We start from the raw sequence: 25,080 nt of genomic DNA on the forward strand, positions 1-25,080 counted from the left end.
GAGCCGCTCGGACCGGACTCCCCGACCGGCACGGAGCCGGCGCGGTCCGGCACGAGCGGCGGAGGCGTTGTGACGTCCGGGTACGTCGGACGTCGAGGTCGTCGTCCGGCGCCACCGCGGATCCCGACGGCGACGCGGTCCCCCGGCAGGGTCCGCTCGGCGGTGACGCGGGCAGCGTCGAGGTGCTCGGCGGCGCGCTCGATCCGGCCTCACGCCCCCCGACGGCGGTGCTCGCGCTGCTCGAGGATCTCGAGGCGCCGGCGGTACTCCTGCTCGTCGATCGCACCGCGGGCGAACCGCTCGGCGAGGAGGTCCTCCGGCGCGTCGTCGGCGCGGTCGGCGCGGTCGCCCGTACTGCGCCGCAGCAGCACCACGCCTCCGGCGATCACCGCCGCCAGGAGCAGGAGCACTCCGAGGGCAGCGAGCAGCCCTCCCCCGTGCATACCGAACCCGTACATCATCGTGGCCTCCCGGACGTCGGTGTGCGGGCCAGCGTCGGCTCCGGGCCGAGTGCGCGCAGCGGCCATACGGTCCGCCCCGGCACGGCCGAAGGTCACCGGCTCGACGGCGGGCGTCGCGAGGCCCGGCACGCCCGCGGACCGTCACCCTCGCGCCGGTCCGGGGGTGGGAGCGCCGCGGCCCCGTCGACCGCCGGGCGAGGCTCCCGCCGACGCCGCGTCGCCCGGGCAGGGCCGAACGCCGGGGCGCGTGCGGGCCGGTGGTCACTGGCTGCGGTCCCGGGTGCCGCCGATGCTCGGGTGATGGACCTCGACGCCCGGGTGACCGACGCGGACACGGTCGACCACGGCGTCGTGCTCGCCGCGCTCGACCTGGCCCGCCTCGCGCCGTCGCTGCACAACAGCCAGCCGTGGTGGTGGCATCTGGGCGACGGTGTGGTGCATCTGCACGCCGACCTGGACCGCTGGCTCCCGGCCACCGACCCGGACGGGCTCGGACTGATCGTCTCCTGCGGTGCCGCGCTGCACCACCTGCGGGTCGCGCTGGCGGCCGCGGGCGTCGGCGCCTCGGTGCGACGGTTGCCCGACCCCGACGACCCGGACCTGCTGGCCGTGCTGGGCCTGCGCCCGCACCGCGGCGGCCCCGCCGACGCCGCCGTGGCCCGCGGGCACGCCGCGGGCATCCCGCTCCGGCGCACCGACCGGCGCGGACTCGACCCGGTCCCGGGCCGGCACGTCGCCGCACTGGCCCGGCAGGCAGCGACGCACGGTGCGCAGCTGCGCCGCATCGACGCCCCCGACCTGCTCCGCACACTGGAGCTGGCCGGGCGCGCCGCCGCCTCGGACCATCTCGCCGATGCCGGCTACCGCGACGAGCTCCACGACTGGACCGTCGGCCGAACCGCCGACGCCGGCGTACCCGCGAGCGCGATCCCGGTCACGGCCCCGGACCACGCCGGCCTTCCCCGGCGGCCGTTCCCGCACGCCGCGATGCACGACGAGCACGGTGACCGGCCCGATGCGGCGACCCTCCTCGCCGTGGGGACCTCCTCCGACGACCGGCTGTCCCGGATCCGCGCCGGGGAGGCGATGAGTGCCGTCCTGCTGGAGGCCACCCGGCGGTCGCTGTCGACGGCGCCGTTGACCGAGCCGCTCGAGTGCGCCACGGCCCGCACCCTGGTCGCCGACGAGGTCCTCGGCGGCAGCCTGTGCCCGCAGCTCCTCGTCCGGGTGGGCATCGCACGGACCCCCGGTCCGGGACCCGCCCCCACCCCACGACGGTCGCTCGACCGGCAGGTCGAGATGCTGCCCGGCAGGTCGTGACGACGGTGGCGCGACCCGAGCAGGTCCGGCGCCGGGCGGACCGTCGCGCCCGGCCCGGCGGACGCGGCGGGCCCGTCGTCCCTGTGACGCTCGCGCATGCCGTCTCACACCCGGTCGTCGTAGCGACCGGTCCGGCCGGGAGGCCCTCCGCGGCAACCGGTGACGAGGTCCCGGCATGAGTACGACGGTGCCCGGCCGGGTGACGCCGTCGCGCGCCGACCGCACCGAGCCGACCGTCGTGGCCGCGGTCCCGGGGGAGCTCACGATCGACGCCGCGGTCGACGAGGCGACGCGACGCGACGCCCGGCTGGTCCTGCTCGTGCCGCCCGGCACACCGGTCCCGCTGCTCGCCCGGGCCCTGCGCCGTTGTCACACCCGGTCGCCCGGACTGCGCGTCACGCCGGTGCGCGGCAACGCCTGCCCGCCCGCGTGCGTCCGGCCGCCCGACGTGCTCGTGCTGGACACCGCGGACGTCACGGCGGCGATCGTCGACGACGGCCGGTCCACGCTGCTCCTCGTCCCGCCGGGCGGCGGGACGGACGGTCCCGTCGTGCTCGGCCTCGCGCCATGGACCGGGGGTGCGGTCGCCGCAGCAGCCGTGCGCCAGGCCCGCGCACGCAGGGCCGGGCTGCGAGTGCTGCAGGTCTGGTCCGACCCCGCCGTCGACCCGGGGCTCGTCGGGGACGCCACGCTCCGGCGCTGGGACGTCCACGACGCCGGCCTGCGCGACGCGGCCCTGCGCACGCTCGCCCCGTGGCGGCCGGCGGGCGACCCGGACCCCGAGGTGCTCGTGGTGCGCGACGACGCCCCGGAGTCCCTCGCGCTGTTCGCCGCCGGCGCGTGCGTGCTCGTCGTCGGGCACCGGGGTGGTGGACGCTCCCCCGCCGCGCCGCTGGTCCGGCTGGCACGGACGGTGTCCTGCCCGCTGCTGATCGTCCCCGACAACTGATCGGGTCCGGCCCCCGGCGGCGGCCCCGGGCTCAGCGCGGCCGGGCGTCGCCGCCGGCGGGCTGACGGCGGGCCTGTTCGGCGTCCAGCGCGCGGCGCGCGACGGCACGCAGCACATCGCGGCGGCTGACGATGCCGACGAGCGTCCCGTCGTCCGATATCGGGACCGAACGGGTGCGTTGGACCAGCATCATCTCCACGACGTCGGCCAGGTCGTCGTCGGGGCGCATGGTCGTCGGCGACCGGGTCATGACGGCGGAGACCAGTGGCTCCGGGAGGTCCTCGATCTGCCATCCCTCCGGACGGATCCGCCCCCGCATCAGGTCGGCCTCGGTCGCGATGCCGACGACGCGACGGTCCCCGTCGACCACCGGGACGGCCGTGAACCCGTAGGACACGAGCAGGGCCGCCGCGACGTGGACCGGCGTGCCCTCCCGGACGGTGATCACCGGACTGCTCATGACGTCTCGTGCGCGCACGATCGCCTCCCCCACGTGTGGTCGTCGTCGTGCACGAGCATCCGCACGTCGTGGAGCCCTCGGCAGGGTCGAACGGCCCGGGGCCTCGGCGGCGCCGTCGGGGCGGACGGAGGGGCTGCTCCACGAGCCGGTGCGGGTGAGGGCGGTGACGGGGCAGATGCTCCGGGAACGACGAAACCCCTGGTCACATCCGGCTCTCTGAGCCTGTGACCAGGGGTTTTGACTGTGGGCGATACTGGGATCGAACCAGTGACCTCTTCGGTGTGAACGAAGCGCTCTCCCCCTGAGCTAATCGCCCTCAGCGGTGACACCGACTCTACACAGCCGGTCCCACCGCCGTTCACGGGGGGTCACCCGTGGATCACTGCGGGCCCGTGACCAGCTCTGATCCCGGCACGGGCACCGGCGGGGGCGGCGGCTGGATCAGCGGCAGCAGCGGTGAGCGCAGCCACTCCCAGTGGATCCCCACCCAGCCGCCGGCCGTCTCGAAGATCCCGAACAGCCACGCGCACACCGCGACCGTGCCGAGGATCAGCGTCATCACCAGCAGCTGCACGACGCGGTTCTGGCGGCCCATCCAGGCCACCCAGCCGTCGTAGCGGACACGGACCCAGTGCAGGAGCCGCTGCGCCCAGCCGAACTCGGCGGCGAGCACGCCCAGGCCGAGGAAGATGATCGCCCAGCCGGGGCCCGGCGCGGGCAGCGCGATGATCCCGATGATCACGATCGCGGTGCCGAGGACCCCCATGGTGATGCGGTAGGTCAGGTCCAGCACCGGGTTGCGGGCCACGCGGGCCCGGAACACCCGGTAGCGGACCTTCGCCCGCCGGTACTTCTTGCGGATACCGGTGTACCGGCGCCCGGACGTGGTTCTCCCGGACGCCGGCACACCGACGTCGTTCTTCTCCGTCGTACTCAGGTCTCCACCTGCCCGGCCGCGACTACCTTGGTCGGCGCGGGAGGAGCCTCCCTTCCGCGCTCGAGCGAGACGGCGTATGTCCCGTAGCTCCCGCTGTCGGGCGATTCTACGGACACCGGTCCCGACTGCCCCGCTCGCACGTCGAACGTGCCGACCGCGCGCGGAGTTCCGTCACCGTCGAGTCCCCACAGGACGTAGGTCTGGTCCGCGGTCTCGTTGGGGTCCAGCCCCATGGGCATGACCTGGCGCTGTCCGTCCTTCACGACGACCGCGGCCACCATCGGCGCCCCCGGCTCCGCGGAGAGGAACGCGTGCGGTGTCCCGGGCTGCGCGATGGCGGAGAGCACGTCGCGCAGCTCCTGGGCCTGCGCGAGGCTCGCGTCCCGCTCGGCCTGCAGCGACTGCACCTGACCGATCGCCGCTCCCCCGCCGACGATCACCGCGAGTGCGAGGGCCGCCGCGACCAGGACCCGTCCGGGGCGGCGCGACCACCCGTTCCGGGCCGGACCGCGTCCGGCACCTCCCGACGGGCGTGTCGCGGGCCCGGGGGACCGCTCGGATCGCGACGGGCGGGCGCGCGACCCCCCGTCGGACGCGGCGCCGGTGGAGGACGTCTCGTCACGGAGGGCGTGCCGCGGCACCGGGCGGTCGGACTCGCGTCCGACCTGCGGGGTCTGCCGAGCCTGTCCCAGGATCGACTCACGCAGCGACGGCGGCGGCTCGACCTGCGGCACCGCACCACCGAGCACGGTCGTCGTCCCGGCGACGTCCGCGGCGAGCCGTCGGCACTCGTCGCAACCCTCGAGGTGCTGCACCACCTCGATCTCCTCGTCGGGCTCGAGGGCGTGCAGCGCCCACCCGACCGTCTGTTCGTTCATCGGACAGGGCCTCCCCTCGTTGCCGTTCACGACAGCCCTCCCGCCAGGTCTCCCCCGGCCTCCCCGAGCGCCGGGCCCAGCAGGTTCCGGAGCTTGGCCACCCCGGTGAACATGCGGGACTTCACGGTGCCCAGCGGCACCCCGGTCATCGCGGCCACCTCGCGTTGTGTGTAGCCGCCGTAGTACGCCAGCGCGAGGACCTTCCGCTGGTCCGCGGGCAGCTGACCGAGCGCGTCGCGCACCTGGCCGGCGACGAGTGCGCCGATGGCCCCCTCGTCGGCGCCCGGGCCGGGCGGGGCGTTCCACTCCGCGCCGTCGTCCGACGCCGGGACGGTGCGGCGCCGGATGGCGCTCTCCCGGCGGACGGCGTCGACGGACTTGTGGTGCACCAGGGTCAGCAGCCAGGTACCGAAGCGGCCCTTGGCCGGGTCGAAGCGCGACGGGTCGCGCCAGAAGGCCAGGAAGACCTCCTGCACGACGTCCTCGGCCAGCCCCTCGTCGGCACAGATACGTCGCGCGAGGGAGTAGGCCTGACGCCCGAAGCGGTCGTACAGCTCACCCAGTGCGGTCGAGTCGCCCGACACGATCCGTTGCACGAGTCGCGTGTCCCCCGCGTCGTCACGACGCGACGGGTCACGGCGCGCGGCAGGCCCGGCGGCCCGCCCGTGCTCGGGGCGGTCCGGCGGATCGGCGATGCCTGCCACCAGCGTTGTCCTCACGATTGCTGTGTTCGGTGTCCGTACCCGTTCCGGTTCGAACTCCGACGAGAGTAGTCGTTCTCGGTCACACGGCTCACACGCCAGGACGGCGCGGAGCCCGTTCAGCCCTGTCGCCACACGCAGCGAGTTACACCGTTGTGACTCGATCGGGGGTCATCCCACGGTGATCCACGTTCTTGCGCATCGAACCCGTCACCCCGAGGCCTTCTGTCTCGTTCCCACACTGACGCCCCACGCAACGCCCCCACGAAAGAGGATCACCGATGCGCGACGAGTCCAAGACGATCCGGGCGACGGCCATGTTCGAGCTCATCGCTCCGGACGCGCCTGTCGTTCCCGTGAAGGTCGAGCTGTCCTACACCAGCCGCGACCCCTACGCCGTGCAGGCCTCGTTCAAGACCGGTCACGACACCACGGTCGACTGGGTCTTCGCCCGCGACCTGCTCGGCGACGGGCTGGTCGACTCCGCCGGCACCGGCGACGTCCGGGTGCAGCCGATGAGCGACGACCCGACCCGGATCGAGCTCGAGCTCACCTCTCCGTCGGGCCACGCCCTGTTCACCACCTCCGCGGCGACCCTGTCGGAGTTCCTGCAGGCGACCTACGACGCCGTGCCGGCCGCCGCCGAGTACTCGTGGCTCGACTTCGACGCCGCCCTCGCCGACCTGCTCGACACCACCGCCCGGGACTGACCCGACGTACCCCACCACCGGGCGGAGCCCGTCTCCGCACGTGAGAGGACATCCGGTGGTGGAGAGAGGGGGCGGTCGGACCCCCCTCGGGGCGGGTGCTAGTGTTCTCTCACCGCACCGCGGACGGGCCTCACGGCCCGGGACGCGGTGCACGGTGCGGACGTAGCGCAGCTGGTAGCGCATCACCTTGCCAAGGTGAGGGTCGCGGGTTCGAATCCCGTCGTCCGCTCGGAGACTTCTCTTCCCACGCGCGATTAGCTCAGCGGGAGAGCACTACCTTGACACGGTAGGGGTCACTGGTTCAATCCCAGTATCGCGCACCATTTCCCGGATCCCCGGGGCCGCACATCGGCCCCGGGGATTTCGCATTTCCGGGTACGGCGACGCGCACCGCCGACCCCCACGGCGCCCTCCCCGGCGCTCATCCGGCGGTCGTGGCCCCGCTGACCTGGACGGACGATCATCGGGTACCCCCTCGACAGCGGCCACGGACGGTGCGCTACTGTTCTCCCAACGCACCGGGAACTTGCGGAAACACCTCGGGAACGGTGCGACATGCGGACGTAGCGCAGCTGGTAGCGCATCACCTTGCCAAGGTGAGGGTCGCGGGTTCGAATCCCGTCGTCCGCTCTGCCGGGCCCCGACAGCAGGCCGGTTTCCGGCGGCGTGGCCGAGTGGCTTAGGCAAGGGCCTGCAAAGCCCTGTACGCGGGTTCGATTCCCGCCGCCGCCTCGCGCGATTAGCTCAGCGGGAGAGCACTACCTTGACACGGTAGGGGTCACTGGTTCAATCCCAGTATCGCGCACCATTCCCGGATCCCCGGGGCCGGAAGTCCGGCCCCGGGGATTCTGCTTTCCGGGCCTCCCCGCCGCGGTTCAGCGCACCTGTTCCACCGGGCGCACAAGCATCTCGTTGACCGCCGCGTGCCGCGGGCGGGTCACGATGTAGACGACGGCGTCGGCGATGTCGGCGGGCTTCAGCACCCCGCGCTCGCCCTTCGAGGTCGCATCCGGTGCGTACTCCGCACCCGAGGTCGTCATCTCCGAGGCGACCAGGCCGGGCTCCACGAGGCCGACCCATACGTGGCGCTCGGCGTACTCCTGGCGCAGCGCCTCGCAGAACGCGCCGACCCCGTGCTTGGTGGCCGCGTAGACGTTGCTCTCCGGCGACGGGACCCGCCGCCCGGCCACCGAGCTGATCGTGACCACGTCGGCGACGCCGCGCGGCCCACCGGCCGCCGTCGCCAGGTGCGGCAGGGCCGCGTGCGTCGTCGACAGGACGCCCGTGAGATTGACGTCGATCATCGTGCGCCAGTCCGCGACGTCGGACTCGGCCGCCGGGCCCCAGGACCCGAAGCCGGCGTTGTTGACGAGGACGTCCAGCCCGCCGTGCTGCTCGACCACCGCCGCGACGGCGGCGTGCAGCGCGTCGTCGTCGGTGACGTCCACCGGGTGCACCGACGCCCTCGGCAGCTCCGTCGCCAGCGCCTCGAGGCGCTCCCGGCGCCGGGCCAGCAGCGCCACCGTCGCCCCCTCGGCGGCCAGCGCCCGGGCGGTCGCCTCGCCGATACCGCTCGACGCGCCCGTCACGATCACCGTCGTCCCGTCCAACCGTCCGCTCATGACAGCGGTGTACCCGCGGACCCGGCGACGTAGTGATCATCGCCGGGGTGCGGCGCAGCTCCCGAGAGCGGGTGCGTTATCGTGGGGCGGCACGCGCCGGAGACGGTGCGACTGCGGACGTAGCGCAGCTGGTAGCGCATCACCTTGCCAAGGTGAGGGTCGCGGGTTCGAATCCCGTCGTCCGCTCCACGTCACCACGGTCGCCACCCGTTGCGATGCCGGGCGAACCCACCCTCCGAGTCGATCACCTGTCCGGTGATCCAGGCCGCCTCGTCGGTGCACAGCCACGCGATCAGCCGGGCCGGGTCGTCGGGCTCGCCGAATCGGCCGAACGGGAACATCGGGGCCATCGCCCGGAACGCCTGCGCGCCGAGGTAGCCGGTGTCGACCGGCCCCGGGTTCACCGTGTTGACCCGCAGCCGCCGGTCCGCGAGCTGGTCGGCCAGCGTCGAGGTGATGCCCGCGACGGCCGCCTTCGCCGCGGCGTAGGCCACCTCGCCCGGCATCGGCCCGCGTGCCTGCCCCGAGGTGAGCAGGACGGCCGCGCCGCCGGGGCGGGTGTCGTCGTGCGCGTTCGCCCACGCCTGGACCAGCAGGATCGACGCGCGGGCGTCGACCGCCCAGTGCCGGTCCAGCTCCTCGGACAGCTCCCCCAGCGGACCGTCGGAGCCCGACAGGGCCTGGTTGGCGACGAGCAGGTCGACCGGCCCGGTGAGCTCGCGGGCGGCGTCGAGCAGACGCTGCGGCGCGGCCGGGTCGGCGAGGTCGGCGTGCACCCCGGCGACCGGTGCCGTCGCGTGTCCCCGGACCTCCGCGAGAGCGGCGTCGACGTCGTCGGCGCCCCACTCCTGCGTCGCGTCGTGCGGGGCGAAGTGGTGCACGACGACGGCCGCGCCGTAGGCGGCGAGCCGGCAGGCGGTCGCGTGTCCGATCCCGCCGCGCCGGCCGCCTCCGGTCACGAGCGCGGTCCGGCCGCGCAACGGCATCGGGTCCCGGCGCAGCGTGCTCACTCCCCCGACCCTGCCCGACCGGGGCGCGCCCGCGCGAGGGAGTTGTCGCCCCGCGCCGACGTCACCGGCCGGCGGCCCGGGGAGGCGCTCCGCGTGCGTCAGCCGCGGGCGGTCTCCGGGGTGATCGCGCAGCGCAGCCGTGCGGGCAGTGCCTGCGGGTCGGGGGCGCCGCCGTCCTGCAGCCAGCGGGTCACCGCACGGACGTCGTCGGTGCTGCGGACCAGGCCGACCGCGACCACCGGCGACTCGGGACGCGTGCGGGCGGCGTCGCACGCCTGCACCAGCACCATCAGCCCGGGCCGCCGCGCCGCGCAGACCCCCGGCCCGAGCCGGCACCCCGCGGTCACGAGCACCCCCTGGGTGCTGTCCTGCACCACCGCGCGCAGGCCCTCGACCAGCACCTCGTCGACGCCGGGCAGGGCCGCGACGGTGCCGTGCGCGTCCTCGTCGAACCCCGACGGCGCGTGGGCGCAGGCCCCGCACCGGACCACCGTGAACCCGTCCACCGGCACCCCTTCCTGCAAACAGTAATCGTTGTCGATTACAGTCGACGGTAACACCCGCGACGCAGGAGGAACACCGTGAAGCCCGGCATCCACCCCCCGTACGGTCCGGTCGTCTACCGCGACACGTCCACCGGCGACGAGTTCCTGACCCGGTCGACCGAGACCTCGCGCGAGACCGTCGAGTGGTCGGACGGGAACACCTATCCCCTGATCAAGGTGGACACGACCTCGGCGTCGCACCCGTTCTGGACGGGCAACGCCCGGGTGCTCGACGCCGCGGGCCAGGTCGAGAAGTTCCGCCGCCGCTTCGGGGAGCGCACGCGCGGCTAGGCCCGCGTAGCGTCGGGAGGCATGCGCCGCCGCCGTCGCGAACGGGTCCAGGTCGTCACCGACCTGACCGAGCCGCTGACGGTCGAGCACGGTCGTCGCATCCGGATCCGGCTCGTCGCGATGGTGGTGTGGATCGCGGGCTGGATCGTCGCCGGCGCCCTGTGGCGCGACGGCTGGCTGGCCACCGCGATCCTGCTGACCAGCGGCCCGGGGCTGTGGATCCTGTGGTGGCTGTTCGTCCCGCCCCGGAAGCGGGGACGGCGCGAGCCGGTCGGGCGCCGGCCCCCACGGGCACTGCCCGGGCCCCGGGACCCGCGGGAGTGATCGGGTGGGCGGCCGCGGGGTTCCGCGACCACCCACCCCGGCATCCGGCGTCGTGGGCCGGAGGGTCATCCCGTCCTGCTGATCTCCACCATGTCCTCGCGCGGCACGACCTTCGTCCGCTCGCGGCCGCGTGCCTCGCCGAGGCCGCGCTCGTGCTTGTCGAGCGCGAGCCAGCCGGTCCAGGTCGTGTACGCCACACCCCGGCGCTCCAGCAGCGCATCGACCTCGGCCGGGTCGCGGCGGGGCGCCCGGGGCAGCTGCGGCGCGTCGGCCAGCAGGCTCGCGACGGTCTCCGAGGCGCAGCCCTTGGTGTGCCCGATCAGCCCGACCGGGCCGCGCTTGATCCAGCCGACGGCGTAGACGCCGGGCAGCTCCTGGCCGTCGATGTCGTGCACCCTCCCCTCGCGGTGCGGCAGCACGCCGTGCTCGTGGTCGAAGGGCAACCCGGCCAGGTGCGAGCCGGTGTAGCCGATCGCCCGGTAGACCGCACCGACCGGGATGTCGGTGAACTCACCGGTGTCGCGGACGTCGCCGTGGCCGGTGTACTCGGTGCGCTCGATCCGGATGCCCTCGACGCGGTCGGTGCCGAGGATCCGCTCGGGGCGCGCGAGGAAGTGCAGGTGCACCCGGCGCGGGTCGCCGCGCCGGTCCCGCAGCGCCCATCCCTGCAGTGTCCGCACCACCATCTCGACGTGCTTGGCCGAGCGGACCTCGGCGGCGGCGACCTCGTCGAACTCGACGTCGGCCGGGTCGACGACCACCTCGACGCCCGGCACGTGGTCGAGCTCGCGCAGCTCCATCGGGCTGAACCGGGCGTGCGCGATCCCGCGGCGGGCGAACACGTGCACGTCCGTGGCCTGGTTGACCGCGAGCCCGGCGTGGACCGAGTCCGGGATCTCGGTGCCCGACAGGCCCTCGGCGGTGCTCGCCAGGATCCGGGCGACGTCCAGGGCCACGTTCCCGGCGCCGATCACCGCGACCGACGACGCGTCGAGCGTCCAGTCGCGGGGCACGTCGGGGTGGCCGTCGTACCACTGCACGAAGCGGGCGGCGCCGTGGCTGCCCGGAAGGTCGACGCCGGGGACGTCGAGGTCCCGGTCCCGCTCGCAGCCGGTGGCCGCGATGACCGCGTCGTAGTGGTCGCGCAGGTCGGACAGGGTGATGTCGGTCCCGAAGTGGACGTTGCCGAACAGCCGCACGCCGGGGCGGTCCAGCACGCGGTGCAGGGCGTGCACGATCTGCTTGATCCGCGGGTGGTCCGGGGCGACGCCGTAGCGGACCAGCCCGAACGGGGCGGGCAGCTTCTCGAACAGGTCCACGGCGACGGCGGCATCGGACTTCAGCAGGGTGTCGGCGGCGTAGACGGCAGCCGGACCGGCGCCGATCACGGCGACGCGCAGCGCAGTCATCGTTCTCCTCGGGTGTCGACGGACCCCGAGGCTATAGCAAGGTAAGCCTTACCTAACTATGACGCAGGCAACACCGTGCGCGGCAACAGATCCGGGAAGTGGCCGCCGACCCGCTCGGAGTGGCGTCGCCACTCCCGCGGGTAGCCCAGCGACACCTCGACGAACGGGACGCCGTCGACCGTGACCGTCCGCGGGATGTGCAGGTGGCCGTGCACGACCACCCGCGCCCGGTAGCGGCGGTGCCAGTCCGCCGTCGCCGTCGTGCCGCACCAGAGCGCGAACTCCGGGTACCAGAGGACATCGCAGGGCTCGCGGACCAGCGGCCAGTGGTTGACCAGCACCGTCGGCAGGTCCGGATCGAGCGCGTCCAGGCGGGCCGCCGTCGACGCGACCCGGGCCGCGGACCACTCGGCCCGCGTGGCGTACGGGGCCGGATGGAGCAGGTACTCGTCGGTGCAGACGACACCGGCGGCGTACGCCGCGGCCAGCCCCTCCTCCGACGTCGTGGTGCCGGCGGGCAGGAACGAGTAGTCGTAGGGCACGAACAGCGACGCGACGACGGCCGGTCCACCCGGGCCGTCCCACACCGGCCACGCGTCCTCCGGGGTCAGCACCCCGACGTCCCGGCAGCGACGGACCAGCTCGTCGTAGCGGGCGACGCCGGCGAGCTGCTCGACCGCGTCGGCCCGGGCGTTCTTGGCGCGGGTCCAGAGCTCGTGGTTGCCCGGGGTCCACAGCACCTGCGCGAAACGCTCCCGCAGCACGGCGAGCGTGGCGACGACGCTCTCGATCCGCTCGTCGACGTCACCCGCGACGATCAGCCAGTCCCCCGGGTGTCCCGGGTGCAGCCCCGCGGCGATGTCGGCGTTCTCCGCGTGCCGCACGTGCAGGTCACTGACCGCGAGCAGGCGCGGCTCCCCGACGGCGGTCACCCGCCATTGGTACCCGGTGGGGTCCGGCCCACCGTCCGCCGGGGCCGGAAACGTACCTACCCGCGGTAACTTACTCCTGGTAGCTTCGGAACCGAGCTCGACGACGAGGCGGGGAGGCCGGGATGGCGGCATCGCGGGGAGTACGACGGTGGATCCGGTGGGTGCTGCGGCACGGGGCGATGCGGCGGGAGGTGACCCGTCAGGCGGCCAAGGGTGACCTGGGCGCGCACATGATCATCAACCCGGACGCGGTCCGGGACCCGTACCCGGCCTACGAGCAGATCCGTGGACAGGGCCGGATGGTGCGTTCCGCGCTGACCTGGACCACGGTCGACCACGAGATCACCACCGAGGTGCTGCGCAGCCCCGACTTCTGCGTCGGGCTGCGCATGCCGGAGAACGCGCCGGGCCTGCTGCGCGCGCTGCTCGCCGCGGGCGGCACCTGGCCGCTCGGGCCGGCCGAGCCGCCGTCGCTGCTGTCGATCGACCCGCCGGACCACAACCGGATCCGCAAGCTGGTCACCCGCTCGTTCAGCGCCAAGGCGATCTCCTCGCTGCGCGGGCGCACCGAGGAGATCGCGGCGCAGCTGCTCGCGGACCTGGAGACCCGGGCCGGCGCCGACCGGCGCACCGACGTCATCTCCGGCTACGCCTCCCTGCTGCCGGCCACCGTCATCACCGAGATGCTCGGTGCCCCGGTGGAGATGCGGGAGAAGTTCCTGGAGTGGGGCGAGGGCGGCGCCTACTCCCTCGACATGGGCCTGGACTACGCGACGTTCCACCGCTCCGAGCGCGACATCGACGCGCTCACCGACTGGATGGCCGGGCACTTCGAGCGGCTGCGCCGCGAGCCCAACGACTCCATCCTGTCCTCGCTGGTCGCCGCCTACGACGAGGAGGAGGGCCGGCTCACCCACGACGAGCTGCTGTCGCTGGCGATGCTGCTGCTCGCCGCCGGGTTCGAGACGACGGTCAACCTCATCGGCAACGGCACCCGGCTGCTGCTGACCCACCCCGACGAGCTCGCCCGGCTGCAGGCCGACCCGGCGCTGTGGCCGAACGCCGTCGACGAGGTCCTGCGCTACGACTCCCCCGTCCAGCGGACCGGGCGCGTCGCCGCCCGCGACACCGAGGTGTGCGGGTTCCCGGTCAAGCGGGGCGCGCTGGTGCTCACCCACCTCGGGGGCGCGAACCGCGACCCGGACGTGTTCCCCGACCCCGCCCGGTTCGACGTCGGGCGCGCGGGCGCGGACCGGCACGTGGCGTTCAGCCAGGGGATCCACTACTGCCTGGGCGCGGCGCTGGCGAAGATGGAGGGCGAGGTGGGGCTGCGGGCGCTGTTCGACCGCTACCCCGACCTGCGCGCCGACGGCCCGGCCGAGCTGCGCGGGACCCGGGTGCTGCGCGGCTACCGGACGCTGCCGGTCCGCCTGGGCGACGCCCGGGTCCCCGTCGACGCCTGAGCTCAGGCCCGGTCGGTGGCGCTGGTGACCGTCGTCGTCACCAGGCTGATGATCGACATCCCGATCACGAGGTGAATCACCGCGGTGGCGATGCGGACGGTCCAGGGCTGCTCGGTGAGGATCAGCGGGGACACCGCGGCCAGCGCGGTGAGCAGCCCGGCGATCCAGCCGAAGTAGGACATCGGGCTCGGCACCGCGACCAGCAGCAGGTGCGCGAGCCCGGTCGCCGCCAGCCCGGCGACCGCGGCCCAGATCGCCAGGCTCTGCGCCGCGGCCCAGCCGTCGAGCGGCTCGGAGACGGCCGGGGCCAGGTACGGGATCTGCAGCAGGACCTGCAGGATCAGCAGCCCCACCAGGGCGATCAACGCGGCGATCACCGCCGTCGCCACACCGCCGGCCCACAACCGACCGGGGTTCACCCCGCTGCGGGGACGCGGCCGGGCGGTCTCCCGGCTCATCTCTCGGGTGCGGTCGTCGGCCTCGGACATCGTCGTACTCCCCCGGTCGCGGACGGGCCGTGCGCGGCGTCGGTGTGGCGCGGCGCGACGGGGACCACCCGGGCCCGGGTGATCACCTGTGGTGGGCAGCAGACTACGCCCCGCGAGGACGCCCCGTCGGCCCGCGCCGCAACGCGGCGAGCGCGGCCTCCGCATCGGCGACCACGCGCTCGCGACGGCGCTCCAGGGCCTCCCCGGACTCGGCGCCCGAGCCCATGTTGCCCTGGGCGTAGCGCGTCCAGACCCCGGTCCCGATGCAGGCACAGCGCCAGTGCGCGAACGCCACCCAGTACGGCAGCTGGTCCAGCGCGCGCCCGGAGCGCTCGGCGTAGCGGGTGGCGACGAGGTCGCGGTCGGGCCAGCCGGGCGCCGCGGTCGGGCCGCTGGTGATCGCGGGCAGCGTGTCGCCCGGACGCTCCCAGGACGCCAGCAGCCACCCCAGGTCGGCCAGCGGCTCCCCCAGGGCCGCGAGCTCCCAGTCGAAGACGCCGGTGATCCGGCCGCCGCGGAACGACAGGTTCCCCGGCCGGAAGTCGCCGTGGGCGATCCGCGGCCCGCCGGCCGGCTCCGGCGGCATCGCCTCGACCAGCGCGGCGTGCGCGGCGTCGAGCGCGGCGAGGTCGGTGAACGCGCCCGCGTGCGCCTGCCGGTGCCAGCGGCGCAGCTGCCGTTCCAGGTAGCGGCCGGGCCGCTCCAGGTCGCCGAGCCCCACCTCGGCCGGGTCGACGGCGTGCAGCGCCGCGAGCACCTCGGCGGTGTCGAGACCGCAGGCCCGCCGCTCCGGTTCGGGGACGGCCTCGCCCGCGGCGCGGTCCCCCGGGACCACGCCGTCCACCCAGCCCATCAGGTAGAAGCCGGCGCCCAGCACCGCGGTGTCCGAGCACAGGGCGACCGGCTCCGGCACCGGGACCGCGGTACCGGCCAGCGCGGTCAGGAAGCGCCACTCCCGGCCCATGTCGTGCGCGGTGGCGAGCACGCCCCCGGTCGGCGGGCGACGCAGCGCGTACGGCGTGCCGCGGGCGTCGGTGACCCGGAAGGTCAGGTTGGAGTGCCCGCCGGAGATCCGCTCCACGGCCACCGGGCCGTCGCCGAGCTCGACCCGCGGCACCTCGGCGGCCAGCCAGCGGGTCAGGGCGACCGGGTCCACCCCGTCGTGTGCGTCGGTCATCCCCCGATGCAACATGATCGCCCCCGCGCCGACCACCCCGTTTCGGGCGCGACGATTGCGGGCACCTCTCCCCTGATCATGACCGGTCGCGTCCGGCGCACCCCGGCGCCGTCGACGACGACCGGTGGGAGAGGAACCCGTGAGCGACCAGATCACCGTCACCCGCACCGTGTCCGCCACCCCGCAGCAGCTGTTCGCGCTGCTGTCCACCCCCACCCGGCACCAGGAGATCGACGGCGCCGGGATGCTGCGGGGCGTCGAGGGCTCGACGGAGATCAGCGGTGTCGGCGACGAGTTCGTGATGAACATGCACAACGGCGACCTCGGCGACTACCAGATGAAGAACACCGTCACGTCCTTCGAGCAGGACCGCGTGATCGGCTGGGCGCCGTCGATGCACCCGATCGACGCGAAGAAGGACACGATCGGCGACGTGCGCGCCGAGGGCCACACCTACACCTGGCACCTCGCGCCCGAGGGCGACGGCACGACGGTCACCCAGGTCTACGACTGGAGCGGCGTGCAGGACCAGGGCTTCCGCGGCTTCTTCCCGATGCTCAGCGAGGACCAGCTCGCGGACTCGATCGAGAAGGCCGGACGGGCCGCCTCCTCCTGAGACCGTCCACACCCGACGGCGCCGCACCGGTCACCGGGCGGCGCCGTCGTGCGTTCCGGCCGGGGTCGCCCTAGGACAGCGGCAGGACGAGGCGGGCGAGCAGCCGCTCGGCCTCCGCGGCCGGGTCCTCGGTGAGTCCTGTGTGGACCGGGCCGGGGCACACGATGGTGCTGCGTGCGGTGGTGAGACGCCGGAAGCGGCGTCCGATGTCCTCCCCCGCGCCGGGCCCGCGGGCGGCCAGCGCGCCGGTGGCGTGCCGGTCCGAGCGCGGTGGCTCGGGCACCGCGGCCACCGCGGCCACGGTCGCCAGCAGCTCGTCGACGGCGTCGGCGTCGGCGGTCGGGTCGAGCGCGGCCAGCCGGGCGCGGTCGAGGTGGACCCGCACCGCGAGGACGTCGCGGGCCCGGCAGTGCAGGAGCACCCCGGCGTTCATCGACTCGCCGCGTTCCACCCGGGGCACGACCCGCAGCAGCGCGTACTCGTAGGCGACGAGGCCGCTCACCGGCCCTCACCGCCGCCGACGCCGCCGATCCGGAGCCACGGCGGACGGCGTGGGGCACGGTCGACCGGCCGCGGTCTGCCCGCCGCCACCGTCGCGGCGACGCCCGGCAGCCACTCCCCGCGCGCCGCGACCCGGGCCGCGAGCGCCTGGACGTAGGCGGCGCGCACGGCGTCGGGGCCCCCGACGCCGTCGACGTCGGCGATCCACTCGTCGGGCACCAGCGCCAGCACCCCCTCGAGCAGGTCCGGGGTGACCAGCGGGGCCAGTGCGCCGTCCGCGGCGTCGAGGTCGGGACGGGCACCGAGCAGCACGTGGTCGCCGGCGTCGAACGGGCGGTGGGCGAACCGCGGCGCGGCCGACCAGTCGTGGGCGAAGGTGAGCGTCGCTCCGTGGTCGATCAGGTAGGGCCTGCGGTGCCAGAGCAGCATGTTCGAGTTGCGCCAGGAGCGGTCGACGTTGCCGACGAGCGCGTCGAACCAGAGCACCCGACCGGCGAACCCGGGCCCGACGTCGAACGCGACCGGGTCCAGGTCGAGCGCCCCGGGCAGGAAGTCGACGGCCAGGTTGAGCCCGTGGGAGTTCCGGAGCAGCTCCTGGACCTCCTCGTCCGGCTCGGTGCGCCCGAGCGTCCCGTCGACGACGATCGTCGCGATCCGCGGGACGGGCAGACCCAGCGCGCGGGCGAGCTCCCCGGACACGATCTCGTTGACCAGCACCGCGCGGCCCTGCCCGGCGCCGGTGAACTTGACCGCGTAGGTGCCGAGGTCGTCGGCCTCCATCAGCCCGGGCAGCGACCCGCCCTCGCGCAGCGGGGTCACGTACCGGATCGCGGTCAGCCGGGGCAGCGCCCGCCCCTCGGTCGTCCGCTCGTGGCTCACCCGCGGAGGTTAGCGCCGGCACGGATGCGGCCCGCACCCCGTGGCGTCGGGGTGCGGGCCGTGGTCGCGCTCGCGGGCGGTCCGGGAGGAGGGTCACCGGCCCGCCCGGCTCCGGGGCACGCGGGCGGACCGGGAGGTGCGGGTCAGACCGAGACGGTCTGGCGCGGGATCGCCTGGGTCTGCTCCATCCGGCGGGCCGCCTGGCGGGACAGGAGCTCGTCGACGCTGAACCGGCCCGGGCCGGTGGACATGAGGATCAGCGTGGCGCAGATGATGGTGCCGACGAGCGCCCAGCCGTTGTCGGCCATGAACAGGCCGTTCTTGCCGTGGACGAACCAGATCGCGCCGGCCATCACGAAGGTCATCATCGCGCCGGGCAGGACCATGCGGACACCGAGGGCGACCGAGACCGAGAACACGAGCTCGACCACGATCGTGAACGACGCCGCGCCGATCGCCAGCGGGATGCCGAACTTCGCGAACACGGCGGCGGTGTCGAACAGACCGGCGTCGATCTTCTTCCACGAGTGCATGACCATGATGTAGGCCAGCAGCAGGCGGGCGACGAGCAGCGCGACGTCGCGCGGGGTTCCGGTCAGGGAGCGGTACACGGTTCCTCCAGGTACGAGATGATCACCGCGGGTGAGCTCGTCACCACGGACTGCACAAGACCCTAGAGGCACGAACGCGCTACGCCGCCCGGTTCAGCCACCCTGCGCGACGAGACGGCCGCAGCACGCGACGAGATGTACGCCACCGCGTGTCACCCGACCGGGGAGCACTGTGGCCGGTGGCCCACACGGCACGACCGGTCGAGCGGTCGCCCCGATCCGACGTCGTCGCAGGTCGCGGGCACGCAGCGTGTCCCTGTCGGAGCGCAGATCACCCGGACGTCGCAGTGACCGGCGACTCACCCACCCGGGGGTCACCGACCGTCGGAGCCACGTGCAGCCCGTCGATCCGGACAGACCGCTCGTCCCGCACGACCCTGCGCGCGCCGGGCGGTACGCCCGAGCGGCCCAGTGACGCGCCGCCGGGTCGTGCCGTCGCGCTCGGGCCCCGGCGCTGCGCCATGATGGCCGTCGTGTCCGACACGAACAGCCACGACATCACGGCGACCACGGAATGGACGGCGCTGACCGAGCACGCGGCGGAGGTCGAGCCGCGGCACCTGCGGTCGCTGTTCGACGACGACCCCGACCGCGCCGGTGCGCTCACCGCCACCGGGGCCGACCTGGTGCTCGACTACTCCAAGCACCGCATCACCCGCGACACCGTCGGGTTGCTGACGGACCTGGCGCGGGCGGCCGGGCTGCCCGCCCGCACCGAGGCGATGTTCACCGGTGAGCACGTGAACACCTCCGAGGACCGGGCCGTGCTGCACACGGCGCTGCGGCTGCCGCGTGACGCGTCGCTCACCGTCGACGGCCAGGACGTCGTCGCCGACGTGCACGCCGTCCTGGACCGGATGGGCGAGTTCACCGACGCGGTGCGCTCCGGGGCGTGGACCGGGTCCACCGGGCAGCGGATCCGCACGGTGGTCAACATCGGCATCGGGGGCTCCGACCTGGGACCGGTCATGGCCTACGAGGCGCTGCGCGACTACGCCCAGCGCGACCTCGAGTGCCGGTTCGTGTCCAACATCGACCCGACCGACCTGTACGAGAAGACCCGTGACCTCGACCCGGCGACCACGCTGTTCGTCGTCTCGTCGAAGACGTTCACCACGCAGGAGACGCTGACCAACGCCCGCAACGCGCGGTCCTGGCTGCTGTCCGGGCTCGGGACGGACGACACCGGGGTCGTCGCGAAACACTTCGCCGCGGTCTCCACGAACGCGGAGAAGGTGTCGGAGTTCGGCATCTCCACCGACAACATGTTCGGGTTCTGGGACTGGGTCGGCGGCCGCTACTCGCTGGACTCCGCGATCGGGCTGTCGCTGATGTGCGCGATCGGCCGCGAGCACTTCGCGGAGTTCCTCGCCGGCATGCACGCCATGGACGAGCACTTCCGGCACACCCCGCTCGAGCAGAACCTGCCGGTGATCTCCGGGCTGCTCGGCGTCTGGTATGCGAACTTCTTCGGCGCCGACACCCGCGCGGTGCTGCCGTACTCCCAGTACCTGCACCGGCTGCCCGCCTATCTGCAGCAGCTGACCATGGAGTCCAACGGCAAGTCCGTGCGCGGCGACGGCACCCCGGTCACCACGACCACCGGCGAGATCTTCTGGGGCGAGCCGGGCACCAACGGCCAGCACGCGTTCTACCAGCTGCTGCACCAGGGCACCCGGCTCGTGCCGTGCGACTTCATCGGATTCGCCCGCCCGCACCACGACCTGCCCGGCGAGGACGCCGCCGACTCCCACGACCTGTTCATGGCGAACCTGTTCGCCCAGTCCGCGGCGCTGGCGTTCGGCAAGACCGCCGCGGAGATCGAGGCCGAGGGAACCCCGGCCGACGTCGTGCCGCACAAGGTGATGCCGGGCAACCGGCCGTCGTCGACGATCCTGGCCGAGAAGCTGACCCCGTCGGTGCTGGGGCAGATCATCGCCTTCTACGAGCACGTCACCTTCGTCGAGGGCACGATCTGGGGCATCGACTCCTTCGACCAGTGGGGCGTGGAGCTCGGCAAGGTCATGGCCAAGCAGTTCGGCCCCGCGCTCCACGACCCGAACCCGACGGACGCCGGTCTCGACGCGTCCACCGCCGCGCTGATCGGTCGCTACCGCGCCTGGCGCGGCCGTTGAGGCACCTCTCCCGGCGGACGAGCATCGACCGGGAGAGAATCGGCCGGTGAACGATCAACCGTCGGCCCCGCTGCGGGCCCGCGTCTCCGGTCCGGTCGCTGCGGCCCTGCTCGTCCTCGCCGGGGTGCTCATCGCCCTGGCGTGGACGGGCGTGCTGCAGGGCGGTGACACCGAGACCGCCGTCGGGCTGGCCGCGGACCGGATCCCCGGCGTCACCGTGGCCGCGCTGGTCGTCACCGAGCTCGGCAACACCGTCGGGAGCACGGCGGTCGCGCTCGTCGGCGGGGCCGTGCTCGCGGTGCGCGGCCGGGTCGCGGAGGGCCTCTGCCTGGCCGCGGTCCCGCTCGTCGCCAGCGTGGTGTTCACGGTGGTCAAGCGGATCCTCGACCGGGCCCGTCCGCCGGCGGACCTGCAGGTGATGGCCGTGGCGAACGAGTCGCTGCCGTCCGGGCACGCGACGATGGTCGCCGCCGCGTGGACGACGCTGGTGCTCGTGCTGTGGCCGGTGCTGCGGTCACGCGGCCGGGTGCTGCTCACCGCGTTCGCGGTGCTGTGGGCGGGGGCCGTCGGGTTCACCCGCATCTATCTGGGTGTGCACTGGCTCTCCGACGTGCTCGCCGGGTGGACGCTCGGGGTGGCACTGGCGTTCACCGGGGTGACGGTGCTGTCGCTGGTGCTCGCCCGGCGGACCCGGCGACCGGACACCGCCGCGGCCTGACCCGGCGCGGCCTCTCCAGGGCGCCGGTCAGCCCGCGGCGTCCCCGTCCGGCGTCGCGGCGCCGGTCAGGCCGCCGGTGATGCGCGTGGCCCGCTCCCCCGCCGCGGCGAGGGTGCGGGCGTGGTCGTGCCAGGCACCGATGTCGTCGCGCAGCCACGCCGCGCGCAACGCCTCGGTCGCCGTCGTCCACTGCCGCAGCAGCGCGACCCCCTCGGCGGCGCCGCCGGCCCTCCGGTGGGTGCGCAGCGCGCCGGTCATCGCGAGCACGGCACGCATCGCGGTCGCGACCTTCCCGGTGATCTCGATCGGCACCGGGAGCCCCGCCGTGGCGTGCGCGACGGCGGCCGCGCGGGTCAGCAGCAGCACCACGGCCACGACCCCGACCAGCACGACGACCGCCGCCACCCAGAACGCCGCGCCCGCCACCGGGGTGAGCGCGAGCACCACTACGACGAGCAGCAGCACGGGGACGACCCACCGGGCACCGCGGGCGGTCCGCACCAGGGTGTGGGCGCGGCGCTGGGCCGCGGGGTCGGGTGGGGTGTCGTCGGCGCGCACGAGGCCGCGGTCGAGGAAGAGCAGAGCGGTGTCGGACGTGTCCGGCATGGGGCGATTGTGCACGGCCCCCGGTCAGACCTGCTCCTGCGGGCACCACCAGGTCGACCGCCCGCCGACGGTCCCGTGCACCATCTCCGCCCCGCAGCGCGGGCAGTGCCCGCCCGGGTGCCGGTGCTCGATGACCTCACCGGTGTGCACACCACCGTTCGCGATGGCCCGCTCCAGCGCGCGGTCGAGGTTGCGGTGCAGCCGGTCCAGGTCGGTGCGGGTCAGGTCGCGCACCGGGACCTTCGGCGAGATCCGCGCCTGCCACAGCGTCTCGTCGGCCAGCAGGTTCCCGACGCCGGCCAGCACGGACTGGTCGAGCAGCCGCGCCTTCACCGCCGACGTGCCGCGCAGCAGCCGGTCGCGGAACTCGGCGGGCTTCATACCCTCCGCGTCGGGGCCGAGACCGGACAGGTCGGGGTCGAGCCGGACCCGGCCGAGACGGCGCTTGTCGAACAGCCGGAACTGCCCGCCGTCGTCGAAGGTCATGGTGAACCGGTCCCACTCGGCCTTGCGCGGCTGCCGGTCGGGGCGGGCGGGGCCGCCACCGATGCGCTCACCGTCGGAGTCGGTGACGACGATCCGTCCGCCCATCCCGAGGTGCACGCCGAGCGCGGGCCCGGCCTCACCGTCGGCGGTCTCGGTGTCGCACCACATGGTCTTGCCGATCCGGTTCGCCCGGGTGAGCCGCCCGCCCTTCAGCGCCGAGGCGATGTCACCGGGCCGGTGCGGGCGGCAGACCCAGTCGTCGCGGTCGTCGACAGCGGTGATCGTGCGGCCGACGGCCTCGGCGAGGACCGTGCGTGCGTTCTCCACCTCGGGCAGCTCGGGCATGACGATCAGTGTGGCGTGGTCGGGGAACACCCGCGCGCCGGTCCGTCGTTGGGGCCGGTGTGACTGCTGGTGAACGGATGAAGGTGCGGGCGCCCGAGCTGCGCGGACGGCGGTGGCTCAACACCGGCGGCGAGGACGTGACCCTCGCCGGGCTGCGCGGGCGGATCGTGGTGCTCGACTTCTGGACGTTCTGCTGCGTCAACTGCCTGCACGCACTCGACGAGCTGCGGCCCCTGGAGGCCGAGTTCGGTGACGTCCTGACGATCATCGGGGTGCACTCGCCGAAGTTCCTGCACGAGGCGGACCCGGCCGCCGTCGAGGCCGCGGTGGAGCGCTACGACGTCACCCACCCCGTCCTCGACGACCCCGAGCTCACCACCTGGGACGCCTACGCCGCCCGCGCCTGGCCGACCCTGGCCGTCATCGACCCGGACGGGTTCGTCGTCGCCCGGATGGCGGGCGAGGGCCACGGCCCCGGGCTGGCCGCGCTGGTCCGGGAGCTGGTCGGCACACACGGCGACCGGCTGCGCCGCGGGGACGACCCGTACGTCCCGCCGCCCGCGCCGGACACCGCGCTGCGGTTCCCCGGGAAGGTCGTCGCGCTGCCCGGCGGCACGTTCCTCGTGTCCGACACCGCCCACCACCAGCTCGTCGAGCTGGAGCCCGACCTGGAGACCGAGGTGCGGCGGATCGGGTCCGGGGAGCGCGGGCTCACCGACGGCGCGACGGCGGAGGCCCGGTTCTCCGAGCCGCAGGGGTTGCTGGTCCTCCCCTCCGGCGACGCCGTGCTGGTCGCCGACACCGTCAACCACGCGGTCCGGCGGGTCGACCTGGCCGACGGCACCGTGTCCACCCTGGCCGGGACCGGTGAGCAGCTGCGCGAGCGGGTCGCCGTCGGTGGCGCGTCGTCGCTGCTGTCCTCGCCGTGGGACCTGGCGTGGTGGGGCGGGACGGTCGTCGTCGCGATGGCGGGACCGCACCAGCTGTGGACGCTCGACCCCGGCACCGGCGAGGCCCGGGTCCTGGCCGGGACCACCAACGAGGGACTGCGCGACGGCGCGTTCGACGAGGCGTTCTTCGCCCAGCCGTCCGGGCTGGCCGCCGGCCCCGACGGGACGCTGTGGGTCGCCGACTCCGAGATCTCCGCGCTGCGCCGGGTCGGCGACGGCCCCGGGGCCGCGGTCGCGACGGCCGTCGGGCAGGGGCTGTTCGAGTTCGGGCACCGCGACGGCCCGGCCGCGCAGGCGCTGCTGCAGCACCCGCTCGGGGTCTCCGTGCTGCCCGACGGCTCGGTCGCCGTCGCCGACACCTACAACGGCGCGGTGCGCCGGTTCGACCCCGCGACGAACCTGGTCTCGACGCTGGCCGAGGGGCTCGCCGAACCGTCGGACCTGCTCGTCGACGGCGAGACGCTGGTCGTCGTCGAGTCCGCGGCGCACCGGCTGGTGCGGCTGCCCGTCCCGGCCGGGTCGCTGGTGTCCGGCGACGCCCACGTCGTCCGGCGGACCCCGACGGCCCTCGCCCCGGGCGTGGCGCTGCGGATCGGGTTCGCCCCGCCGACCGGGCAGCACCTGGACGACCGGTACGGCGACCCGACGTCGCTGACCGTGGCGGCCGACCCGCCGTCGCTGCTGCTGTCCGGCGGGGGCACCGCGACCGGGCTGACCCGCGAGCTGCGCCTGGACCCGGGCGTCGGCGCCGGGGTGCTGCAGGTCGCGGTGACCGCGGCGGCCTGCGACGACCCGTCGGACGGGTTCGCCGCCTGCCACCGCTACCAGCAGGACTGGGGCATCCCGGTGACCGTCGACGACGGCGGGCCCGCCGAGCTGGCGCTGGACCTGCGCTCGGTCTAGCCCAGCCAGGCCAGGACCGCCATCACGCGGCGGTGGTCGTCCGACGACGGCGGCAGCCCGAGCTTGGTGAAGATCGAGGAGATGTGCTTCTCCACCGCGCCCTGGGTGATCACCATGAGCCGCCCGATGGCGATGTTGGTGCGGCCCTGGGCCATGAGCTCCAGCACCTCGCGCTCGCGCGGGGACAGCTCGGCCAGGGGGTCGCGCCGGCGGCGCTTGGTGAGCAGCGCGGAGACGACCTCGGGGTCCAGCACGGTGCCGCCCGCGGCGACCCGGCCGAGTGCGTCGGAGAGGTCGGCGAGCTTGGACACACGGTCCTTGAGCAGGTACCCGACCCCGCCGCCGGCCTCCAGCAGGTCGGTGGCGTAGGACTCCTCGACGTACTGCGACAGCACCAGGATGCCGACCGACGGGAACCGCCTGCGGATCTCCAGCGCGGCCCGCAGCCCCTCGTCGGTGAACGAGGGCGGCATCCGGACGTCGACGACGGCCACCTCGGGCTGGTGCTCCTCCACCGCGGCGACGAGCGCGGTGCCGTCCCCGACGGCGGCGAGCACCGTCGCGTCCGCCTCCTCCAGCAGCCGGACCAGGCCCTCGCGCAGCAGCACCGAGTCCTCGGCGAGGACCACCCGCATCGTCATGGACCCATCCTG

General features: G+C 74.3%; 28 protein-coding genes and 7 tRNA genes. 16 read left to right on the plus strand and 19 right to left on the minus strand.

Translation table 11 applies throughout. From position 1 onward, the window contains the following. Positions 1-209 precede the first annotated feature (209 nt). A complete protein-coding gene (locus ND486_RS16045; RefSeq protein WP_251784984.1) occupies positions 210-461 on the minus strand; it encodes an SHOCT domain-containing protein in 252 nt (83 codons plus the stop codon). Positions 462-761: 300 nt separating this feature from the next. Here ND486_RS16045 and ND486_RS16050 point away from each other — a divergent pair, with 300 nt between their 5' ends. Both ND486_RS16050 and ND486_RS16055 read left to right on the plus strand, forming a co-directional pair. Beyond that, a complete protein-coding gene (locus ND486_RS16050) occupies positions 762-1,781 on the plus strand; it encodes an NAD(P)H nitroreductase (RefSeq protein ID WP_251784985.1) in 1,020 nt (339 codons plus the stop codon). 175 nt (positions 1,782-1,956) lie between these two features. Next, positions 1,957-2,730 (plus strand): universal stress protein, encoded by a 774-nt coding sequence (locus ND486_RS16055; protein WP_251784986.1) that lies wholly within the window; start codon positions 1,957-1,959, stop codon positions 2,728-2,730. Positions 2,731-2,761: 31 nt separating this feature from the next. Here the strand turns inward: ND486_RS16055 and ND486_RS16060 are convergent, their stop codons facing one another. The 5 genes from ND486_RS16060 to ND486_RS16080 all read right to left on the minus strand — a co-directional run bounded on the left by ND486_RS16060 (position 2,762) and on the right by ND486_RS16080 (position 5,709). Continuing rightward, positions 2,762-3,190: an HPP family protein gene (locus ND486_RS16060; protein WP_251784987.1), complete on the minus strand. Its 429-nt coding sequence runs from the start codon at positions 3,188-3,190 to the stop codon at positions 2,762-2,764. 244 nt (positions 3,191-3,434) lie between these two features. Next, positions 3,435-3,506, minus strand: a tRNA-Val gene (locus ND486_RS16065). Positions 3,507-3,569: 63 nt separating this feature from the next. After that, positions 3,570-4,097 (minus strand): TIGR02611 family protein, encoded by a 528-nt coding sequence (locus ND486_RS16070; RefSeq protein WP_251784988.1) that lies wholly within the window; start codon positions 4,095-4,097, stop codon positions 3,570-3,572. Positions 4,098-4,123: 26 nt separating this feature from the next. After that, entirely contained in the window at positions 4,124-5,005 is an 882-nt protein-coding gene (locus ND486_RS16075) for an anti-sigma factor (protein WP_251784989.1), read from the minus strand. 26 nt (positions 5,006-5,031) lie between these two features. After that, on the minus strand, positions 5,032-5,709 hold the full coding sequence (locus ND486_RS16080; protein ID WP_251784990.1) for an RNA polymerase sigma factor: 678 nt from the start codon (positions 5,707-5,709) through the stop codon (positions 5,032-5,034). A 278-nt stretch (positions 5,710-5,987) separates the two neighbouring features. On the opposite strand from ND486_RS16080, the gene ND486_RS16085 reads away from it, so the two are divergent. The 6 genes from ND486_RS16085 (at position 5,988) to ND486_RS16110 (ending at position 7,224) form a co-directional block, all read left to right on the plus strand. Continuing rightward, positions 5,988-6,416, plus strand: coding sequence for an SsgA family sporulation/cell division regulator (locus ND486_RS16085; protein WP_020624097.1), 429 nt, complete (start codon positions 5,988-5,990; stop codon positions 6,414-6,416). 156 nt (positions 6,417-6,572) lie between these two features. Further along, positions 6,573-6,645: transfer RNA gene (locus tag ND486_RS16090), tRNA-Gly, on the plus strand. A gap of 19 nt (positions 6,646-6,664) precedes the next feature. Then, a tRNA-Val gene (locus ND486_RS16095) sits at positions 6,665-6,739 on the plus strand. Positions 6,740-6,973: 234 nt separating this feature from the next. After that, a tRNA-Gly gene (locus ND486_RS16100) sits at positions 6,974-7,046 on the plus strand. A 30-nt stretch (positions 7,047-7,076) separates the two neighbouring features. Beyond that, positions 7,077-7,148 (plus strand) — tRNA-Cys (locus tag ND486_RS16105). A gap of 1 nt (position 7,149) precedes the next feature. Next, positions 7,150-7,224, plus strand: a tRNA-Val gene (locus ND486_RS16110). Between the two features lie 67 nt (positions 7,225-7,291). Here the strand turns inward: ND486_RS16110 and ND486_RS16115 are convergent. Beyond that, on the minus strand, positions 7,292-8,038 hold the full coding sequence (locus ND486_RS16115; protein ID WP_251784991.1) for an SDR family oxidoreductase: 747 nt from the start codon (positions 8,036-8,038) through the stop codon (positions 7,292-7,294). A gap of 113 nt (positions 8,039-8,151) precedes the next feature. Here ND486_RS16115 and ND486_RS16120 point away from each other — a divergent pair. Then, a tRNA-Gly gene (locus ND486_RS16120) sits at positions 8,152-8,227 on the plus strand. 2 nt (positions 8,228-8,229) lie between these two features. Here the strand turns inward: ND486_RS16120 and ND486_RS16125 are convergent. Further along, the gene (locus tag ND486_RS16125; RefSeq protein WP_251784992.1) at positions 8,230-9,048 is read right to left on the minus strand and encodes an SDR family oxidoreductase; all 819 of its coding nucleotides are present in this window, start codon (positions 9,046-9,048) and stop codon (positions 8,230-8,232) included. A gap of 98 nt (positions 9,049-9,146) precedes the next feature. Then, positions 9,147-9,554, minus strand: a complete 408-nt coding sequence (locus ND486_RS16130) for a hypothetical protein (protein WP_251784993.1) — start codon at positions 9,552-9,554, stop codon at positions 9,147-9,149. 75 nt (positions 9,555-9,629) lie between these two features. Here ND486_RS16130 and ND486_RS16135 point away from each other — a divergent pair, with 75 nt between their 5' ends. Then, positions 9,630-9,884 (plus strand): type B 50S ribosomal protein L31, encoded by a 255-nt coding sequence (locus ND486_RS16135; protein ID WP_020624102.1) that lies wholly within the window; start codon positions 9,630-9,632, stop codon positions 9,882-9,884. A gap of 21 nt (positions 9,885-9,905) precedes the next feature. Continuing rightward, positions 9,906-10,208, plus strand: a complete 303-nt coding sequence (locus ND486_RS16140; protein WP_251784994.1) for a hypothetical protein — start codon at positions 9,906-9,908, stop codon at positions 10,206-10,208. 65 nt (positions 10,209-10,273) lie between these two features. On the opposite strand, the gene ND486_RS16145 is transcribed toward ND486_RS16140, so the two are convergent. Then, on the minus strand, positions 10,274-11,617 hold the full coding sequence (locus ND486_RS16145; RefSeq protein WP_251784995.1) for an FAD-dependent oxidoreductase: 1,344 nt from the start codon (positions 11,615-11,617) through the stop codon (positions 10,274-10,276). 56 nt (positions 11,618-11,673) lie between these two features. Continuing rightward, positions 11,674-12,549 (minus strand): metallophosphoesterase, encoded by an 876-nt coding sequence (locus ND486_RS16150; RefSeq protein ID WP_251784996.1) that lies wholly within the window; start codon positions 12,547-12,549, stop codon positions 11,674-11,676. Between the two features lie 161 nt (positions 12,550-12,710). Between ND486_RS16150 and ND486_RS16155 the strand changes: the two genes are divergently transcribed. After that, positions 12,711-14,012 (plus strand): cytochrome P450, encoded by a 1,302-nt coding sequence (locus ND486_RS16155; protein WP_251784997.1) that lies wholly within the window; start codon positions 12,711-12,713, stop codon positions 14,010-14,012. Positions 14,013-14,014: 2 nt separating this feature from the next. Here the strand turns inward: ND486_RS16155 and ND486_RS16160 are convergent, their stop codons facing one another. Together ND486_RS16160 and ND486_RS16165 are read right to left on the minus strand one after the other, a co-directional pair. After that, positions 14,015-14,500 (minus strand): DUF6069 family protein, encoded by a 486-nt coding sequence (locus tag ND486_RS16160; protein WP_208819984.1) that lies wholly within the window; start codon positions 14,498-14,500, stop codon positions 14,015-14,017. 103 nt (positions 14,501-14,603) lie between these two features. Then, positions 14,604-15,677: a phosphotransferase family protein gene (locus ND486_RS16165; protein WP_251784998.1), complete on the minus strand. Its 1,074-nt coding sequence runs from the start codon at positions 15,675-15,677 to the stop codon at positions 14,604-14,606. Positions 15,678-15,816: 139 nt separating this feature from the next. Between ND486_RS16165 and ND486_RS16170 the strand changes: the two genes are divergently transcribed. Beyond that, positions 15,817-16,293 carry an SRPBCC family protein gene (locus tag ND486_RS16170; RefSeq protein WP_224402138.1) on the plus strand — a complete coding sequence of 159 codons (477 nt, stop codon included), beginning with the start codon at positions 15,817-15,819 and terminating at the stop codon, positions 16,291-16,293. Between the two features lie 70 nt (positions 16,294-16,363). On the opposite strand, the gene ND486_RS16175 is transcribed toward ND486_RS16170, so the two are convergent. The 3 genes from ND486_RS16175 to ND486_RS16185 form a co-directional block, all read right to left on the minus strand. Then, positions 16,364-16,795 (minus strand): DUF3037 domain-containing protein, encoded by a 432-nt coding sequence (locus ND486_RS16175; RefSeq protein WP_251784999.1) that lies wholly within the window; start codon positions 16,793-16,795, stop codon positions 16,364-16,366. Further along, complete coding sequence (locus ND486_RS16180) at positions 16,792-17,673, minus strand: HipA family kinase (protein ID WP_251785000.1); 882 nt, start codon at positions 17,671-17,673, stop codon at positions 16,792-16,794. The genes ND486_RS16175 and ND486_RS16180 overlap by 4 nt, the downstream gene beginning before the upstream one ends. 143 nt (positions 17,674-17,816) lie before the next feature. Beyond that, positions 17,817-18,284 carry a DoxX family protein gene (locus ND486_RS16185; protein WP_100878037.1) on the minus strand — a complete coding sequence of 156 codons (468 nt, stop codon included), beginning with the start codon at positions 18,282-18,284 and terminating at the stop codon, positions 17,817-17,819. A gap of 473 nt (positions 18,285-18,757) precedes the next feature. On the opposite strand from ND486_RS16185, the gene pgi reads away from it, so the two are divergent. Beyond that, positions 18,758-20,419 carry a glucose-6-phosphate isomerase gene (gene pgi / locus ND486_RS16190; protein WP_374231420.1) on the plus strand — a complete coding sequence of 554 codons (1,662 nt, stop codon included), beginning with the start codon at positions 18,758-18,760 and terminating at the stop codon, positions 20,417-20,419. A gap of 46 nt (positions 20,420-20,465) precedes the next feature. Continuing rightward, positions 20,466-21,137 (plus strand): phosphatase PAP2 family protein, encoded by a 672-nt coding sequence (locus ND486_RS29805; RefSeq protein WP_251785002.1) that lies wholly within the window; start codon positions 20,466-20,468, stop codon positions 21,135-21,137. 27 nt (positions 21,138-21,164) lie between these two features. Here the strand turns inward: ND486_RS29805 and ND486_RS16200 are convergent, their stop codons facing one another. Together ND486_RS16200 and ND486_RS16205 are read right to left on the minus strand one after the other, a co-directional pair. After that, a complete protein-coding gene (locus tag ND486_RS16200) occupies positions 21,165-21,743 on the minus strand; it encodes a hypothetical protein (protein ID WP_251785003.1) in 579 nt (192 codons plus the stop codon). Between the two features lie 24 nt (positions 21,744-21,767). After that, positions 21,768-22,574: an Fpg/Nei family DNA glycosylase gene (locus tag ND486_RS16205; RefSeq protein ID WP_251785004.1), complete on the minus strand. Its 807-nt coding sequence runs from the start codon at positions 22,572-22,574 to the stop codon at positions 21,768-21,770. Between the two features lie 77 nt (positions 22,575-22,651). Here ND486_RS16205 and ND486_RS16210 point away from each other — a divergent pair, with 77 nt between their 5' ends. Beyond that, complete coding sequence (locus tag ND486_RS16210) at positions 22,652-24,427, plus strand: NHL domain-containing thioredoxin family protein (RefSeq protein ID WP_251785005.1); 1,776 nt, start codon at positions 22,652-22,654, stop codon at positions 24,425-24,427. Here the strand turns inward: ND486_RS16210 and ND486_RS16215 are convergent. Further along, positions 24,424-25,062, minus strand: a complete 639-nt coding sequence (locus ND486_RS16215; protein WP_226358027.1) for a response regulator transcription factor — start codon at positions 25,060-25,062, stop codon at positions 24,424-24,426. The genes ND486_RS16210 and ND486_RS16215 overlap by 4 nt on opposite strands. Positions 25,063-25,080: the final 18 nt, after the last annotated feature.

This window comes from Pseudonocardia sp. DR1-2, from assembly GCF_023717215.1.
Lineage (GTDB): Bacteria > Actinomycetota > Actinomycetes > Mycobacteriales > Pseudonocardiaceae > Pseudonocardia > Pseudonocardia alni.